Genomic DNA, 15,138 nt, shown 5'->3' on the forward strand with positions numbered 1-15,138 from the left:
CAAGACTCATCACCCCTAGATTAAAATGAAGCAATGAGCACAGATAATCTACCGAAGTGTCCTGCCTGCCAGGAAGATATGACCTACCCCGACGGGGAAAATTACGTTTGTGCCCAGTGTGGCCATGAATGGCCTATTGCTGCTGTTGCAGAAGAGGCTGAGGCTGGGCTCATTGTGAAAGATGCCAATGGCAATCTTCTAGCAGATGGCGATACAGTCACCCTCATCAAAGACCTCAAGGTCAAAGGCTCATCCACTACCCTGAAGGTTGGCACCAAGATTAAAGGGATTCGCCTGGTATCAGGCGATCATGAGGTTGACTGCAAAACAGAAGCGGGCAATATGCTACTCAAAGCATGCTTCCTGAAAAAAGCCTAGTGCTATCGGAATCTAGGCTTTTCCATTCCACGAAAGTTTAGGTGCTTGCCTTCTTTAAGACTGCATAAATCTGATCTTTTAAAAGGAGTTTTTCCTTTTTCAAGATCTCGATTTCCTCTGGAGTACTCGGCTCTGAATGGGACTCCATTCTTTGGATCTTTTGATCTAAATTATTGTGCTTATCAAATAAATGTGAGAAATGACGATCAGACGTTTTCAACTTAGTAATGAGTTCACGATATTCAGGAAACATAGATCCTCTTGATATTTGGGTTACACAAAACTTCACGCTTTTAGTGTAGCAACCCTGCATTGCAAGAACAATGGCTACGTCCATCTATTTATTTCACCCCAACCCTTGTAATCTGCAGGAAAAACCCCATATAGGAAAGGCGCATTCCCGAGGGAATTTGCAGTAATATCAGATAGTGCATCAAGCATAATAACTACCGAAAGAAGGGTAATAAACCATGGCTACAAAGAAGTCTCCAGCAAAAAAGAAAGTAGCTACCAAGGTGGTAAAAAAAGCCCCTGTTAAAAAAGCTGTCAAGAAAGTTGCCACTAAGAAAGTAGCAAGCAAAAAGACAGTCAAAAAGGTAGTGAAAAAACCAGCGGCCAAGAAAGTGGCTGCAAAGAAGCCTGCTGCCAAAAAAGTAGCAGTTAAAAAATTAGCGGCAAAGAAACCTGCGGCCAAAAAGCCAGCAGCGAAGAAAGTTGCCAAGAAGACTGCAAAACCTGCTTCATCTAAATCACCTAAAGTAGACCAATATGGTCTTGAGCAAGATGATGAGTTTTACGGTCTGTACTTTGCCAAGTCTACTAACAAGGGATTGGTTGAAGTAAAGCCCTGCACTTTCTCGCTGATGTATTGGTGGAAAGGTTTGCTTGGCTACCCTGACATGATCGAGATCTCCAAGGGAAGCAATACTGCTATGTTGCAGTTTGAGTCTACATTTGGTGGTGGTGATTCTGGCGAGACTGAATTAACCGAAAAAGATGTACTGGATATTGATCACATCATTGAAGTAGATGAAGAGGAAATGATGATCTCCCTCTACTCCTATGTGCCTATCCCAGTGCCCGAGAAATTGGTTGGAGCTTTGAGCCTAGCTGTTCTCAACATTAACCCAGAAACTCGCTATGGCAGCCTAGAGATCTGCCCAACCGAGAATGAAAGTGGTGAAACTGAGCACTTCTTGCGTTACCGTGCTGCAACCTATTTGCGTGGCATCAAGTCTGGCAAGGTGGAAGCAATCGAAAGCATGGTTACCAATGGTTCTGAGTTCTTTGGTCTTGCTTTAGATGCGATGTGCGTCAACAAGTCGATTAAGAAATGGTTGCTTAGCTAAGCATCAATCAATGGCGAATGAACTAGTCGCCACTATCTGCAAAGGTAGATATAAGTTAAGGGAAAACGGTCATTGACCGTTTTTCTGCTTTCTAGGATCGTCGCAGTTCTCTTTCCTAGTTTTTTGCACTCCTCCAACGCAACCTCCTGCGCTTCATTTTCTTTTGCGTCCTTAGGCGCATGAACCCCAACCGTGCCATCTGATTGCTTGTACACACCAAACTGACTGACTGGTGTGGAGCAGGCTGCTAATAGCAAACATATTAGTAGAAATAAATAGCGACTTAACATTTTGAATGCTGCCCAACAGATAGAAGATGAATGAATTCTATCTTATCCCAACTTATAAAAACCGGGAATTTACTGCATTAAGCCCGAAAGAACTTCTCTTTAAGTATGAGAGCAACCGAGACAAGACCAACCATAATAGGCACTTCCACCAAGGGTCCAATCACTGCTGCAAAGGCTGCTCCAGAGTTAATTCCAAATACCGCAATAGCTACTGCAATAGCTAACTCGAAGTTGTTGCTAGATGCTGTAAACGATAAAGTGCAGCAACGCTTGTACTCTATGCCCATTTTGATGGTGATAAAGAACGTCAACAAGAACATCACAACAAAGAAGACCAGCAACGGAATCGCAATGGTGACGACATCCATTGGCAGCTGAAGGATCAACTTTCCCTTCAGGCTAAACATGACGACAATCGTAAAGAGTAGCGCCACCAAGGTGAGCTTGCCTATTCTGGGAACGAAAGTATTTTGATATGACTCTCTCGACACAAATTTGAGTGCAATGTATCTAGTCAGGAAGCCAGCCACGCAAGGAACCCCTAGATAGATAGCAACTGTCTTGGCGATCTCGCCAATCGTGATGCTGACAACAGAGCCTGCAAAGCCAAAATATGGCGGCAGAACTGTTAAGAAGAAATAGGCATAAACACTAAAAAACAACACCTGAAATACCGCATTAAATGCCACTAAGCCAGCCGCATACTCTGTAGAGCCTTTGGCAATATCGTTCCACACAATCACCATTGCAATACAAGGCGCTATCCCAATGAGTATTAAGCCGGCCATATATTCTGGCTGATTGGGAACAAAGAGGATGGCCAAGAAGAACATCAAGGTAGGTGCCACAATCCAGTTGAGCAAGAATGCCAAACCAAAGATATGCTTGTCTCTGAAGACATCCGGCAAGTCTTCGTACTTCACCTTGGCAAATGGTGGATACATCATCAATATCAATCCAACGGCTATTGGGATATTGGTAGTGCCAGATTGAAATGAATTAATGAACCCCTCTACGCCAGGAACAAAATATCCCAAGCCAATGCCCGCAGCCATGGCAGTAAAAATCCAAACTGTGAGGTATCGATCTAAAAAGGAAAGTTTGCTGGTAACTGTACTCATGATTTGGCGTGAATTTCTTGAAGACTGAGTGAATTGAGTCGATCTAAAGGCATATCCGCCAAAAGATCAATGCGTTTTTTTAAGCCAATCATGACTTCTTTAAATGCGCGGCGTTTGTCGTCATCCGTGCCAGGCACTTGTGATGGATCCGGGAAGCCCCAGTGGGCGGTAGCCGGTTTACCGGGCCAGAATGGGCATACCTCACCAGCAGCATTGTCACAAACGGTGATGATGAAATCCATCTTTGGAGCTTCTGGCAAACTAAACTCATCCCATGATTTGGAGCGTAACTTAGATTGGTCGTAACCCATCTGCAAAGCCAGCTCACGTGCAAAGGGATTTACTGAACTGCCCGGAGTAGATCCTGCTGAATAACCTACAAACTTTCCGCTAGCGTGAGTTGAGGCAAGAGCCTCCCCTAAAACGGACCGAGCAGAATTATGGGTACATAAAAAGAGAATATTGAATTGCTTCATTTAGCCTTCGCCTTTTTCAAGATTAATACTGGAGCGCATGATTTGCCACCACAGCAGTTCTCAAGCAAGAATCCGCTTAACTCTTGCACCAAGCCTACATTGGGTCGATAGATGAGATTGCGACTTTGACGCTCTACTGACAATAAATCAGCGCTTACCAGTTCTTTCAAGTGAAAACTCAGTGTGGCATTAGCAACTCCTAGTTTTTCAATCATCTCGCTAGGCGTTAATCCGGTGTCACCACGCTGAACTATCAAGCGAAAAATATTCAAGCGGGTCTCTTGACCCAGAGCCAGGAATGCTTTGATGGCATCAGTATTTTTCATATTTCCAATTGTATCGAAATATATATTTCATAATAGTGACAATCAATGTCACATAACTGACATATATGTGTCATATTTGCTTGAAAATAGAGAAAATTAAACGTAGGATTGATTGAAGATACGCCAATACAACGAATTCACAATCAACCCAGGAATCAGCATGAGCCAAAAGAAATTAGTTAAGCAGCTATTAAAAAAGCTCGATAAATTAGAGTCAGACAGAGAAAAGCTCATCGACAAGCTTGGAAAAGCATTGGATAAGCTGGATAAAAAAGTAGCCGCCAAAAAAACTCCAGCCAAGAAGGCTGCGGCGAAAAAGGCTCCTGTTAAGAAGGCGCCTGCAAAGAAAGCTGCCGCTAAGAAGGCACCCACAAAGAAAGCACCCGCTAAAAAAGCTGCCGCTCCAAAGCCCGCCACCACAAATGAAGCAAGCTAATGGGTCAAAAAGGCAAAGATAAGCTAGAGCAATCTAGTTACGACGATCAGCTTCGCTCATTGCAGATTGAGTTGGTCAAACTGCAAAATAGTCTGATCAGCAAAGGCGATCAAATACTGGTCATTCTTGAAGGTCGTGATACAGCAGGCAAGGATGGCACTATTAAAGTGATCACCCAACACTTAAGCCCCAGGGAAACTCGCGTGGTTGCCCTCGGAAAACCATCCGATACCGAATCTGCGGAATGGTACTTTCAGAGATACGTAGCCGAACTACCCAAAAAAGGTGAGTTTGTTCTCTTCAACCGCAGCTGGTACAACCGTGCCGGCGTTGAGGTGGTCATGAATTTCTGTACGAAGGAACAGTACGCCAACTTCATGGGAACCGTAAATGAACTTGAGTCTATTCTGACCAGCTCTGGCATAACGATTCTCAAATACTATTTAGATATCTCTAAAAAGGAACAGGCTGTTCGTCTTGCAGATAGAGCTAAAGATCCACTCAAGCAATGGAAGATTAGCCCGATTGATCAGCAAGCGCAGAAAAACTGGGATGCCTATAGCAAGTGCAGAAATGACATGCTAGAAAAAACCAGCTCTAAAGATGCGCCCTGGATCGTTGTGAAGGCGAACGATAAAAAAGTTGCTCATCTTAATATGATTCAGGATCTTCTATCTCGAGTTTCATACCCAGGAAAAGATAAAGGCTTGCTGAAGGCTGATAAGGATGTCGTCTTCAAATGGGACGGCAAACTATCTAAGCTCGAAAAATAAGTCCTTAAAAAACCTCGGGAACATACATTTCAGGCGGTACTGGCCCTCGTAGGTAATCCGGGTTATGAACGCGTTTTGGCAAGGTAATCACTGGATGATCAATCTCTTTATACGGGATTTGGTCCAATAAATGCGTAATGCAATTTAGACGTGCTTTTTTCTTGTCATTGGCGGCAACTACCCACCAAGGCGCCTCAGGAATATGCGTACGTTCAAGCATGGTCTCCTTGGCCTTGGTATAGGCCTCCCACAACCTTCTTGCCTCTAAATCCATTGGACTTAACTTCCACTGCTTTAATGGATCGTGAATACGCATCATGAAGCGGTTGTACTGCTCGTCATCAGAAATGGAGAACCAATACTTAATCAAGATAACGCCTGAACTAATCATCATGCGCTCAAGATCAGGAACTGTTCTTAAAAATTCTTCATACTCTTCATCAGTACAGAAACCCATCACCTTTTCAACGCCAGCGCGGTTGTACCAGCTTCTATCAAATAGAACGATCTCGCCGCCAGCAGGTAACTGGGAAATATATCGTTGAAAGTACCACTGCGTCTTTTCGCGTTCATTAGGTGCGGGCAAAGCAACTACTTTACAAACCCGGGGATTTAATCGCTGGGTAATGCGCTTAATCGCCCCACCCTTACCAGCAGAATCTCGACCTTCAAATAGGACTGCCACCTTAAGCTTGTTCTCTACCACCCAGTCTTGAAGCTTTACTAACTCTCCCTGGAGTCTAAAGAGTTCTCTGAAGTAAACATTACGTGGAATTTGTGAGTGACTGTCACCATCAGGAGAAAGGCGATCATCATCGAGCTCCATTTCAAGCTCTTCATCCATGCTGTCCAGAATCTCTTCTTGTGCACGGCGATACCACTCGGCCATTTCGTTATGTTTTGATGTCATATTGTTTCCCTAATAATACTTATAGCGGGGGAAAATGACACTTTTGTTACATAGAAGGCTGATTGCCCTTTAATTGATTAGAAATCGCCTCTTGACTATGCAATGCCAGCCATTTTCGGTCTCTGGAAGCCTCAGGACTAGCTCCCGAAGGTGACAAAAAGGTAAGCTCCACGATCAGTTTCCGATCCTTCAAGATCTTAGCCATGGATTCCAGTAAACCCATCTCACCCACAAATGCCGGCACTTCGCTTCTCTCACCAGATGAAAAGGATCTATAGGCAATTGCAAGGGAATAGACCGGCACCTGAGCAATAACAGCAGATTCAAATAAATTAGGCTTGAATGGTAGGACGCCCTTACCTATTGTGGAGGTGCCCTCTGGAAAAATGCAAACAGACTGAGCTTTAAGTACATCACTCACTTCGTTAGCAACATGCTTTCCATGACGAGCACTATCACGCTTGATAAATACCGTACCCAATTGCTTGGCCATCCATCCAAATATAGGCCAACCCTCTACATCGGACTTTGCTACAAAGCGAATAGGTTTAAAAGCATTGATAGCGTGGATATCCATCCAAGAGATATGGTTTGATGCCAGTAGATAGGGTGTGGCAGGAAGAATTTCTGGATTCCTGAGTCTTAATTCAATACCAAAAATAGCTAGCAGTCTTCTTGACCACTTCTGAATATGCCTATTTTTAGCTTCCTGAGTGGCAAATGGAAACTGAAAAGACAGAGTCGCCAATCCAGCAATCACATGACACCACACCAGAACCCACGACCATGCAGTTGTACCAAATTGCACAGGGGAATGTTTCGGAGGCTGATTCTGACTCATATGGGTTAAGAATATAAATCAATTACTAAAAATAATTGCATCGTCATAAAACTGTCTTAGAACTGTCATGCTGGTTTCATACTCAGTAGGCTTAATACTGTTTCATGATGCATTACAAAGCCATCTGGATTTCAGACGTACACCTAGGAACATCAGGGTGTCAGGCAGACTACCTTCTCGATTTCCTTAAGCACAACGAAGCAGATAAATTCTACTTAGTTGGCGACATTATTGACGGCTGGAGATTGAAGAAGTCTTTCTACTGGCCTCAATCACATAACGACGTTGTTCAAAAGCTCTTACGTAAAGCGCGCAAGGGCACCGAAGTCATCTATGTTCCCGGAAACCATGATGAAAGCGCCAGACAGTTCTTTGGAATGTCTTTTGGTGATGTCAAGATAGTTGAAGAAGTCATTCACACAACCGCAGATGGTAGAAAGCTATGGATAACCCATGGCGATCAGTTTGATGGAGTCATGCAATACGCCAAGTGGCTTGCATACGTTGGTGACAACCTCTATTCGCTCATTCTTTACGTAAATCGTTATTTCAATATGATGCGCGCCAAGATGGGGCTGCAATATTGGTCGCTATCGCAATACCTTAAACACCAAGTAAAGAATGCAGTCTGCTATATCGCAGACTTTGAACACATCATGGCCAGAGAGGCCCGCTTAAGAGGCTGTGATGGCGTAGTTTGTGGACATATTCACAAAGCAGAAATTCGCGAGATCGATGGCTTGCTGTATTGCAACGATGGTGATTGGGTCGAGAGCCTTACTGCCTTAGTTGAAACACAAACAGGCGAACTCCAAATTATTCACTGGACACAGATCAAGGGTGAGCCAGTTGAGTCACCTCAAATCACTCTTCAACCTGCTATCGAATCACTCATCAAAGAGGCTGCGCTATGAAAATTATGATCATTACAGATGCATGGGATCCACAAGTAAATGGTGTTGTCCGCACCCTGAAACAAACCCGCGCTGAATTAACTGCCATGGGGCATCAAGTAGAGATGATTACTCCCAATGGCTTTAAATCGATTCCCTGCCCAACCTATCCTGATATCGCCCTCTCACTCTTCCCGGGCAAAGAAGTAGCTCGTCGCATTAAAGAATTTGCACCGGATGCAATGCATATTGCAACAGAAGGTCCTCTAGGTTTATCTGCTCGCGCCTACGCAGTTAAAAATCGCCTGCCTTTTTCTACTGCTTATCACACTCGCTTCCCGGAATATGTCAAAGCCCGTACCGGCATTCCTCTAGCAATTACCTATGCATTTATTCGCTGGTTTCATAAACCGTCAATGGCTGTCATGGCGCCAACGATTGTCGTAAAGGATGATCTGGAAGCTTATGGTCTAAATAACGTGGTGTTGTGGTCAAGAGGTGTTGATCTGGATATCTTTAAGATGCAAGATTCCAAAGCCTTAAATACCGCGCATCCCATCTTTTTATACGTTGGCAGAGTTGCTGTTGAGAAAAACATCAACGCTTTTTTAGAAATTGATTTACCAGGTTCAAAGTGGGTGGTAGGAGACGGTCCAGCGATGGCTGGAATCAAAGAAAAATATCCAGAAGTGAACTATCTGGGAGTGCTTCAGCAGCATGAGTTAGCAAAAGTGTATGCAGCAGCAGATGTCTTTGTATTTCCTAGCAAGACCGATACCTTTGGTTTAGTGTTACTGGAAGCAATGGCTTGCGGAACACCAGTAGCAGCCTATCCAGTAACCGGTCCGATTGATGTACTGGGAAATTCTAATTCTGGCGCCATGAACGAAGACTTGCGTGAGGCTTGCATGCAGGCCCTCAAGATTCCTCGCGAAGTAGCACGCGCACATGCAGAGAAATTCTCCTGGAGAGCGGCTTCAGAGCAATTTGCCAATCACCTTAAGCCTGTCCCAACAACAGAAGTTCATGTAACGGCTCTAGCCTAAGAAGACCCATCTTGAACTCCCCATATCACATAGATCAGAACCCCCATAAGGGTAATCGAGGCCTTGCCAGAGCATGGCATGCGGCCAAGAACTCTTGGTGTGGTTTGGTTTATGCATTTAAGGAAGAGAGTGCCTTTAGACAAGAGCTGACTTTATTTGCATTGCTAATACCAGTTGCCCTCTTGTTGCCGATCACACTGCTAGAGAAATCATTACTAGTTTCCTCTTTGATGATGGTGCTGGTTATTGAACTATTGAACTCCAGCGTGGAAGCAGCGATCGATCGAATCTCCTTCGAACATCATGATCTCTCCAAAAGGGCAAAAGATTTTGGTAGTGCCGCCGTCATGCTTGCGCTATTTGTCGCAACTCTACTCTGGGCTGCAGTTTGCATCCCCTTACTCCTGAAACTTTAATTACCTACTAAGGCCAGCCATGTCTGATATCCCTAATCCAATTGGTTCATTTGAGATTTTTACCCCTAAGAAAGTCAAAGCATTAAAAAGAAATAAGCCAAACCCGCTTAAAAAGCTCTCTAAAAAATTAGCTAAAAAGCTATTTGGCAAGAAGTTTGTGACAAAGACCAGGGCTGAGCTCAGAGAAGTAACACCTGTTCCTGCGGTTCAGATTGATAAACCTAAAAAGCCTGCCTTTCAAATTGTTTGGGCAAGCACACCGAGCGAGATTAAAGAAGCACAAAGATTGCGCTATAAAGTATTCGCCGAAGAAATGGGTGCCAACCTCCCTAAGAACGCTGAAGGCTTAGATGTTGATGAATTCGATTCCTATTGCGATCATTTATTGATTCGTGATCAAGATAGCCTGAAAGTAGTTGGTACCTATCGCGTATTGCCCCCACATAAGGCACAAGAAATTGGTCGCCTCTATTCTGATTCCGAGTTTGATTTATCCCGTATTGATCACCTGCGCCCTAAATTGGTTGAGCTTGGCAGATCCTGTGTACACCAAGACTATCGCTCAGGAGCAGTCATCATGGCGCTATGGAGTGGCTTAGCTCAGTACATGCAAAAGAACGGTTACGAAATCATGCTTGGCTGTGCCAGTATTCCAATGGCAGATGGCGGCCACTTTGCAGCGAGTCTCTATAACTCCCTAGGAAATGATCAAATGGCTCCAACAGAGTTTCATGCTTTCCCGCGCTTGCCTTTACCTTTGGATAAATTAAATGGCGGTTTAGATGTGCAGCCCCCACCATTAATCAAGGGCTACCTAAAACTGGGGGCAAAAATTTGCAGCTCCCCAGCCTGGGATCCAGACTTCAATACAGCTGACTTATTGACGATGCTCCGCCTTTCAGAAATCAACCCTCGTTACGCAAAGCATTTTCTAGGTTTGCAATAGTCTAGGATCAGCCCTAAAACAAAAAGCCATTTCGAATAGAAGTGGCTTTTTTATTCCGAGACATATATTTACTTAAAGCTGACTTGGTAAGAACGCCCTACCCTTTCCCATTCTGCCGCCTCTTTCAGAAGGCTAAATTCAGTCAAGGGATGCTCGGCAACCCATTCCTTTGGAAGGCTAACTAAATACGAACCATCGTGTTCAGAAACTTTTACTTTAGGAAAATTGGTGTCATTTCGGCCGCGACACAGCACTTGAGCCAGTCGCAAACAAAAGAGCATGCGCCAATCTTCAAAGCTAGCATTATTCGCCAACTTGCCTAGCTTGCCAGTATGCCCAATGAGTAATGCGGCAAGCCTGGCCTGATCATTTTTAGAGAATCCCGGCATATCTGCATTGCCTGCTATGTAGGCAGAATGTTTGTGATAACCGTTGTGGGAGATTGATAAGCCGATTTCATGTAAATTGGCTGCCCACTGCAATAACGCCACGTTATCCGCCCTGCTCTCCGATTCAGGTTTTGGCAATTGCTGTAAAAAATCTGCAGCTAATTTACCAACCCGATCTGCCTGCTCTCGATCGACGGTGTAGCGTTGCATAAATTGCTCTACAGTCACATAGCGCATATCGTGATGTTGTGATCGGCCAAGTAAGTCATACAAGACACCACTTCGCAATGCAGCGTCCGTTACCTCCATCTCTTCAATGCCTAATTCATCGAATGCCGCCAACATAATCGCTAAACCGCCTGGCCAAACAGATCTTCTGTCATCCTTCAGACCCTCTAGCTCTACTTGATTTACATGCTCATACTTGAGAAGGTGTTTTTTGAGATTCTTAAGGCCTTCGCGGGTAATCATTCCACTCGAGCTATTGACGCGGCCCATCGTTAAGCCGTCACCACTTCCATTGAAATGATTGGCTCCTATGAGATCAGCTAAAGCTCTAGCGGTACCGGAAGAGCCAATAACCTGCTTCCAACCACTTTTTAAATAAGCTCCTGATATAACCTGTATTTCACGGCGTGCAGCCAACTCAGCCTCTTTAAAAGCATGGGCATCGATATTTCCCTTGGGGAAAAAACGCATGCTATGAGATACGCAACCAATATAGAGACTTTCCATCAACTTTGGCTCATAACCCTTGCCAATGATGAATTCAGTAGAACCGCCGCCAATATCAATAACCAATCTATTACCTTGAACTGCTTGAACTTCATGTGCTGCGCCAATATAGATGAGTCGAGCTTCCTCAACTCCAGCAATGACTTCAATCGGGAACCCTAGGGCTACTTGTGCATCTTCAATAAATTGCTGAGAATTTTTAGCAACGCGCAAAGTATTAGTTGCTACCGCGCGAACATTGCCAGGATCAAAGCCGCGAATGCGCTCTCCAAAGCGCCGAATAGCAATCAAACCCCGTTGATAGGCGTCATTACCAAGTAACTTGTTCTCAGTGAGACCAGCAGCCAAGCGAACTGTCTCACGCAAGGTATCAATAGGACGTAACTGTGTGCCAGAGGGGGTATTTACCGCTTGGGCTACCAACATGCGAAAACTATTCGATCCTAAATCGACCGCAGCCACAAGGTCTTCTGAATGAACTAAAGGATCTACGGGATTGCTGGCCAAAATATTCCCCAAAAATGGAATGCTGTATCAATTATGTCTATTTTATGTAAAAACCATGACATCCTGATGAAATCAACAGCAAGCCTTTGTGGCTGGGATATACGAGCCTTGTTTAGGCTGCTAAGTTTTGCTCTGAGCTAGAACAATCGCGATTACCGAAGCTACATAAAATGCAGCAATCGCCAGATTTTGGCTTCAAGATAGCGCTACATGAGCGGCAGCGATACAAGTGCTGAGCACCTTCTTCGGAATTAATAAGCTCGGAAGCCTGGCAATGGGGGCAGGTAACGATAGATTGGAGATAGTTGGTCTTATTCACAATGTAATAGTGAACCAGAATTATTTCAATATTGTGTCAATGCAGATTTATTAAGCAATCATTGCGATCTCTAAATGCAAAGTGTCTGATATACACTGGGTATTAAAGGGATTTACTCTTACAAAGGAAGTTATATGACTGAATGGGAAATGTATGGGGCTATTGCCCTAAGACTGGGTCTAGCTTTGCTTGTGGGTACCATTCTGGGTCTAAACCGCTGGCTTCACCACAAATCAGCAGGCATTCGCACGCATTCGTTAGTAGCCATTGGTTCGGCAACCGCTGTTTTACTCATTAGCGACTTTGTTCAAGATGATGCGCAATCTGTCAGCCGTGTTTTACAAGGTCTGATAACCGGCCTTGGATTTTTAGGGGCCGGCGTCATTATTCGCGAGCAGAGATTACAAAAAATTCACGGGCTCACTACTGCGGCAAGCATATGGTCCTGCGCATTAATTGGCGCCGCTTTTGGGGCGGGTCAATTTGCTTTAGGCGGACTTAGTCTGGCTGCTATTTTACTAACGCTGGTAATAGGCGGCCCTCTCGAGAAACTTGTCTCTAGGGTGAGAGGCGTCAAACGAGGCTCTGAAGTATCTAGGGAGTCGGATTAAAGCCCAATTGAAGACATCAGAAAAATAGTTTTGTCATATTTGTTTGCTAGGATTGGCTCCATCTTGATCCTTAGTTGAAAAAATATGAGCAAATACCTATACGAAGACGCTGTAAAACAATTACAAGAGTCTGGCAGCATTGGATTGGCGGACTTAAAAAACCTCCCCCATGAAGATCTAGTAGAACTACTTGAGGAAATTAAGGTTTGGTGTCTTTATGCCAACGGCAAAGCCGAGAAGCTACCTAAAGAATCCAAAAAGAAGAAGAAAAAGAAAAAAGATTAAGACTTAAGAAGTAACGCGCTCTTTAGGGAATCGGAGCATAAACTTACTACCTCTTCCCGGAGTGCTTTCTATTATCAGCTGAGCCTGGTGCCGATTGGCAATATGCTTCACGATAGCTAATCCCAAACCTGTTCCACCCGTATCTCTTGACCGACTTCGATCTACACGATAGAAGCGCTCAGTTAACCTTGACAGGTGCTCAGATGCAATGCCTGGGCCCGTATCAGCAACGGAGAACTCACCCTGCCCTTGCTCGTTAACATTCCACACAACGCCGATAGACCCAATATCTGGTGTGTAGCGGATGGCATTGGATACCAAATTACTGAATGCAGAAAGAATTTCTCTTTCATCTCCCAATAAATTCTGTTTTGAGTGCACATCAAAATTAAAGGTGTGCTTGCCTTGAGAAAGCGCTTCAGCATCATTCTTCAGCAGCGCCATTAAAGTCTCGACTTTGACTACCGTATTTGTGGCTGGCAATGCATTTGACTCGAGGTTTGCCAAGGTCAATAAGTCCTCAACCAAACTCTTCATCCTCTGTGCCTGCGACATCATCATTTCAAAGTATTGATCCTGCTGATCCTTCTTAAGCTCTAGGGACTGGACAGTCTCCAAGAAGCCCATCAGCACAGTAATCGGTGTGCGCATTTCGTGAGAAACATTGGCTACGAAATCACGCCGCATCGCATCGGCTTTTTGCAAATCAGTTACATCTTGAATCAAAAGAAGGTTGCGCTTTTGACCAAAGGGGAAAGCTTGCAACATCAAACTCAAGCTACCATCGGGCCCCATGCGCTCCATTAGCAAAGGCTCATCAAAATTACGCTTATTTAAATACTGTATGAATTCTGGGCGTCGTATCAAAAAATTAATACGCTGCATGACATCGCGTTTAAAGATGAGTCCAAAGAATCTCTCAGCAATACCGTTACACCATTCAATCTGGTCGCTCTCATCGAGCATGACAATTCCATTTGGGGATGCCTGGAATGCCTCAATAAAGTGCTCGTGTTGCTGCTCAATACTTCGGATATGTTGCTTTAGGTTTCTGACTAGACGCTGAAGCCTAAAAAATACCTCTTCCCAAAAGCCACTGGGTAAGGGCATGCTTTCAACAGAATCAGCAAGGGTATATTTTCTCAGGCGGGCTAAGTTAATGTAAGCGTAGACCAGCGGAATGGAGAGTACAGATATTCCCACTGCGATAGCCCACTGCGCACCCCATAAAGACAATGTTGTGAACGCCAATACAAATGCGACGCAAATAATGACAAAGAAACGGGTGAGTACAGATAGCATGATGCAATATTAGAGCATCTCCAAAAATCCTTGGAGATTCCCAATAAAATCAACAAATACGGGCTTAAGTTTCGGTTGGAGTCTTGGTTATGCGGTAGCCGCTACCACGCACTGTCTCAATATAGCGGTCACAGTCAAACGGAGCGAGAGCTGCTCTTAAGCGCTTAATATGAACGTCAACCGTTCTTTCTTCGATATAAACCTCGCTACCCCACACCTTATCTAGCAAGCTGCCCCGAGAGTGAACACGCTCAGGATTGGCCATGAAATACTGAAGCAATCGAAACTCTGTTGGCCCAAGAGCGATGGATTTAGGCTCCTGATTCGGCCAGATAGTCAGTACACGATGAGAGCTTGGATCCAGCTTTAATAGACCAACAGTCAGTGGACCGGTATCCTCGATCGGCATCTGCCTCCGTAGGATTGCCCTCACCCTAGCCACTAATTCTTTTGGAGAAAATGGCTTAGTAACATAATCATCGGCGCCCGAGTCCAAGCCAAGAACCTTATCAGACTCTTCACTTTTGGCGGTCAGCATCAAAATCGGCAATGCCTTAGTGCGTTCATTAGAGCGCAGCTCTTTTGCAAACTGGACGCCAGATTTGCCAGGCAACATCCAATCCAGAATGATCAGATTAGGTAGCTGATCCTTCATCATCGTCAATGCGAGATCGGTTTGCATGGCCTTTTCAACTTCATAGCCTGCATGTGACAGGTTAATCGCAATCAATTCTGCAATTGATGGCTCATCCTCTACTATGAGTATGCGGTGAGTCATTATTAGGGGCC

20 protein-coding genes are annotated in these 15,138 nt (G+C 44.5%); 10 read left to right on the top strand and 10 right to left on the bottom strand.

Going from position 1 to position 15,138, the window contains the following annotated elements:
• The first annotated feature begins 33 nt into the window (after positions 1 to 33).
• Entirely contained in the window at positions 34 to 378 is a 345-nt protein-coding gene (locus tag FD963_RS06900) for a zinc ribbon domain-containing protein YjdM (RefSeq protein WP_215361390.1), read from the top strand.
• A gap of 37 nt (positions 379 to 415) precedes the next feature.
• Here FD963_RS06900 and FD963_RS06905 read toward each other — a convergent pair whose 3' ends face one another.
• A complete protein-coding gene (locus tag FD963_RS06905; RefSeq protein WP_215363922.1) occupies positions 416 to 631 on the bottom strand; it encodes a YdcH family protein in 216 nt (71 codons plus the stop codon).
• A gap of 217 nt (positions 632 to 848) precedes the next feature.
• Between FD963_RS06905 and FD963_RS06910 the strand changes: the two genes are divergently transcribed.
• The gene (locus FD963_RS06910) at positions 849 to 1,727 is read left to right on the top strand and encodes a hypothetical protein (protein ID WP_215361392.1); all 879 of its coding nucleotides are present in this window, start codon (positions 849 to 851) and stop codon (positions 1,725 to 1,727) included.
• A gap of 367 nt (positions 1,728 to 2,094) precedes the next feature.
• Here the strand turns inward: FD963_RS06910 and arsB are convergent, their stop codons facing one another.
• The 3 genes from arsB to FD963_RS06925 are packed head-to-tail and all read right to left on the bottom strand — an operon-like array spanning position 2,095 to position 3,940.
• Positions 2,095 to 3,138, bottom strand: a complete 1,044-nt coding sequence (gene arsB, locus FD963_RS06915) for an ACR3 family arsenite efflux transporter (protein ID WP_215361393.1) — start codon at positions 3,136 to 3,138, stop codon at positions 2,095 to 2,097.
• Complete coding sequence (locus tag FD963_RS06920) at positions 3,135 to 3,614, bottom strand: arsenate reductase ArsC (RefSeq protein ID WP_215361395.1); 480 nt, start codon at positions 3,612 to 3,614, stop codon at positions 3,135 to 3,137. Before FD963_RS06920 ends, arsB begins: the two co-directional genes overlap by 4 nt.
• Positions 3,611 to 3,940, bottom strand: coding sequence for a helix-turn-helix transcriptional regulator (locus FD963_RS06925; protein WP_215361398.1), 330 nt, complete (start codon positions 3,938 to 3,940; stop codon positions 3,611 to 3,613). The genes FD963_RS06920 and FD963_RS06925 overlap by 4 nt, the downstream gene beginning before the upstream one ends.
• Positions 3,941 to 4,100: 160 nt before the next feature.
• Here FD963_RS06925 and FD963_RS06930 point away from each other — a divergent pair, with 160 nt between their 5' ends.
• Both FD963_RS06930 and ppk2 (FD963_RS06935) read left to right on the top strand, forming a co-directional pair.
• On the top strand, positions 4,101 to 4,376 hold the full coding sequence (locus FD963_RS06930; RefSeq protein WP_215361399.1) for a serine/threonine protein kinase: 276 nt from the start codon (positions 4,101 to 4,103) through the stop codon (positions 4,374 to 4,376).
• Entirely contained in the window at positions 4,376 to 5,149 is a 774-nt protein-coding gene (gene ppk2, locus FD963_RS06935; protein WP_215361400.1) for a polyphosphate kinase 2, read from the top strand. The genes FD963_RS06930 and ppk2 (FD963_RS06935) overlap by 1 nt, the downstream gene beginning before the upstream one ends.
• A gap of 4 nt (positions 5,150 to 5,153) precedes the next feature.
• Here the strand turns inward: ppk2 (FD963_RS06935) and ppk2 (FD963_RS06940) are convergent, their stop codons facing one another.
• Both ppk2 (FD963_RS06940) and FD963_RS06945 read right to left on the bottom strand, forming a co-directional pair.
• On the bottom strand, positions 5,154 to 6,059 hold the full coding sequence (ppk2, locus tag FD963_RS06940) for a polyphosphate kinase 2 (RefSeq protein WP_215361402.1): 906 nt from the start codon (positions 6,057 to 6,059) through the stop codon (positions 5,154 to 5,156).
• Between the two features lie 46 nt (positions 6,060 to 6,105).
• The gene (locus FD963_RS06945) at positions 6,106 to 6,900 is read right to left on the bottom strand and encodes a 1-acyl-sn-glycerol-3-phosphate acyltransferase (protein WP_215361404.1); all 795 of its coding nucleotides are present in this window, start codon (positions 6,898 to 6,900) and stop codon (positions 6,106 to 6,108) included.
• 104 nt (positions 6,901 to 7,004) lie between these two features.
• Between FD963_RS06945 and FD963_RS06950 the strand changes: the two genes are divergently transcribed.
• Genes FD963_RS06950 through FD963_RS06965 form a run of 4 tightly spaced genes read left to right on the top strand, consistent with a single transcriptional unit; the run spans position 7,005 to position 10,201 of the window.
• On the top strand, positions 7,005 to 7,814 hold the full coding sequence (locus FD963_RS06950) for a UDP-2,3-diacylglucosamine diphosphatase (RefSeq protein WP_371818471.1): 810 nt from the start codon (positions 7,005 to 7,007) through the stop codon (positions 7,812 to 7,814).
• On the top strand, positions 7,811 to 8,839 hold the full coding sequence (locus tag FD963_RS06955; protein ID WP_072583842.1) for a glycosyltransferase family 1 protein: 1,029 nt from the start codon (positions 7,811 to 7,813) through the stop codon (positions 8,837 to 8,839). Before FD963_RS06950 ends, FD963_RS06955 begins: the two co-directional genes overlap by 4 nt.
• Before the next feature lie 11 nt (positions 8,840 to 8,850).
• Positions 8,851 to 9,255: a diacylglycerol kinase gene (locus tag FD963_RS06960; RefSeq protein WP_215361406.1), complete on the top strand. Its 405-nt coding sequence runs from the start codon at positions 8,851 to 8,853 to the stop codon at positions 9,253 to 9,255.
• A gap of 19 nt (positions 9,256 to 9,274) precedes the next feature.
• Entirely contained in the window at positions 9,275 to 10,201 is a 927-nt protein-coding gene (locus FD963_RS06965; protein ID WP_371818472.1) for a GNAT family N-acetyltransferase, read from the top strand.
• Between the two features lie 68 nt (positions 10,202 to 10,269).
• Here FD963_RS06965 and FD963_RS06970 read toward each other — a convergent pair whose 3' ends face one another.
• Together FD963_RS06970 and FD963_RS10395 are read right to left on the bottom strand one after the other, a co-directional pair.
• Positions 10,270 to 11,751, bottom strand: a complete 1,482-nt coding sequence (locus FD963_RS06970) for a Ppx/GppA phosphatase family protein (protein ID WP_251367357.1) — start codon at positions 11,749 to 11,751, stop codon at positions 10,270 to 10,272.
• 193 nt (positions 11,752 to 11,944) lie between these two features.
• Positions 11,945 to 12,151 (bottom strand): GDCCVxC domain-containing (seleno)protein, encoded by a 207-nt coding sequence (locus tag FD963_RS10395; protein WP_305848937.1) that lies wholly within the window; start codon positions 12,149 to 12,151, stop codon positions 11,945 to 11,947.
• Positions 12,152 to 12,285: 134 nt separating this feature from the next.
• Between FD963_RS10395 and FD963_RS06975 the strand changes: the two genes are divergently transcribed.
• Both FD963_RS06975 and FD963_RS06980 read left to right on the top strand, forming a co-directional pair.
• Entirely contained in the window at positions 12,286 to 12,762 is a 477-nt protein-coding gene (locus FD963_RS06975) for an MgtC/SapB family protein (protein WP_215361408.1), read from the top strand.
• A gap of 84 nt (positions 12,763 to 12,846) precedes the next feature.
• Complete coding sequence (locus FD963_RS06980; protein ID WP_072583835.1) at positions 12,847 to 13,047, top strand: hypothetical protein; 201 nt, start codon at positions 12,847 to 12,849, stop codon at positions 13,045 to 13,047.
• Between the two features lie 3 nt (positions 13,048 to 13,050).
• On the opposite strand, the gene phoR is transcribed toward FD963_RS06980, so the two are convergent.
• Complete coding sequence (gene phoR / locus FD963_RS06985; RefSeq protein ID WP_215361410.1) at positions 13,051 to 14,349, bottom strand: phosphate regulon sensor histidine kinase PhoR; 1,299 nt, start codon at positions 14,347 to 14,349, stop codon at positions 13,051 to 13,053.
• 64 nt (positions 14,350 to 14,413) lie between these two features.
• The gene (phoB, locus tag FD963_RS06990; protein ID WP_215361413.1) at positions 14,414 to 15,127 is read right to left on the bottom strand and encodes a phosphate regulon transcriptional regulator PhoB; all 714 of its coding nucleotides are present in this window, start codon (positions 15,125 to 15,127) and stop codon (positions 14,414 to 14,416) included.
• Between the last annotated feature and the right edge of the window lie 11 nt (positions 15,128 to 15,138).

Source organism: Polynucleobacter sp. JS-JIR-II-50, assembly GCF_018687895.1.
Lineage (GTDB): Bacteria > Pseudomonadota > Gammaproteobacteria > Burkholderiales > Burkholderiaceae > Polynucleobacter.

Excerpts from the sequence above, each read along its gene's own strand:
- FD963_RS06900 (WP_215361390.1), top strand. The coding sequence starts at position 34 with ATGAGCACAGATAATCTACCGAAGTGTCCTGCCTGCCAGGAAGATATG.
- FD963_RS06905 (WP_215363922.1), bottom strand. The coding sequence starts at position 631 with ATGTTTCCTGAATATCGTGAACTCATTACTAAGTTGAAAACGTCTGAT.
- FD963_RS06910 (WP_215361392.1), top strand. The coding sequence starts at position 849 with ATGGCTACAAAGAAGTCTCCAGCAAAAAAGAAAGTAGCTACCAAGGTG.
- arsB (WP_215361393.1), bottom strand. The coding sequence starts at position 3,138 with ATGAGTACAGTTACCAGCAAACTTTCCTTTTTAGATCGATACCTCACA.
- FD963_RS06920 (WP_215361395.1), bottom strand. The coding sequence starts at position 3,614 with ATGAAGCAATTCAATATTCTCTTTTTATGTACCCATAATTCTGCTCGG.
- FD963_RS06925 (WP_215361398.1), bottom strand. The coding sequence starts at position 3,940 with ATGAAAAATACTGATGCCATCAAAGCATTCCTGGCTCTGGGTCAAGAG.
- FD963_RS06930 (WP_215361399.1), top strand. The coding sequence starts at position 4,101 with ATGAGCCAAAAGAAATTAGTTAAGCAGCTATTAAAAAAGCTCGATAAA.
- ppk2 (WP_215361400.1), top strand. The coding sequence starts at position 4,376 with ATGGGTCAAAAAGGCAAAGATAAGCTAGAGCAATCTAGTTACGACGAT.
- ppk2 (WP_215361402.1), bottom strand. The coding sequence starts at position 6,059 with ATGACATCAAAACATAACGAAATGGCCGAGTGGTATCGCCGTGCACAA.
- FD963_RS06945 (WP_215361404.1), bottom strand. The coding sequence starts at position 6,900 with ATGAGTCAGAATCAGCCTCCGAAACATTCCCCTGTGCAATTTGGTACA.
- FD963_RS06950 (WP_371818471.1), top strand. The coding sequence starts at position 7,005 with ATGATGCATTACAAAGCCATCTGGATTTCAGACGTACACCTAGGAACA.
- FD963_RS06955 (WP_072583842.1), top strand. The coding sequence starts at position 7,811 with ATGAAAATTATGATCATTACAGATGCATGGGATCCACAAGTAAATGGT.
- FD963_RS06965 (WP_371818472.1), top strand. The coding sequence starts at position 9,275 with ATGTCTGATATCCCTAATCCAATTGGTTCATTTGAGATTTTTACCCCT.
- FD963_RS06970 (WP_251367357.1), bottom strand. The coding sequence starts at position 11,751 with ATGTTGGTAGCCCAAGCGGTAAATACCCCCTCTGGCACACAGTTACGT.
- FD963_RS06975 (WP_215361408.1), top strand. The coding sequence starts at position 12,286 with ATGACTGAATGGGAAATGTATGGGGCTATTGCCCTAAGACTGGGTCTA.
- FD963_RS06980 (WP_072583835.1), top strand. The coding sequence starts at position 12,847 with ATGAGCAAATACCTATACGAAGACGCTGTAAAACAATTACAAGAGTCT.
- phoR (WP_215361410.1), bottom strand. The coding sequence starts at position 14,349 with ATGCTATCTGTACTCACCCGTTTCTTTGTCATTATTTGCGTCGCATTT.
- phoB (WP_215361413.1), bottom strand. The coding sequence starts at position 15,127 with ATGACTCACCGCATACTCATAGTAGAGGATGAGCCATCAATTGCAGAA.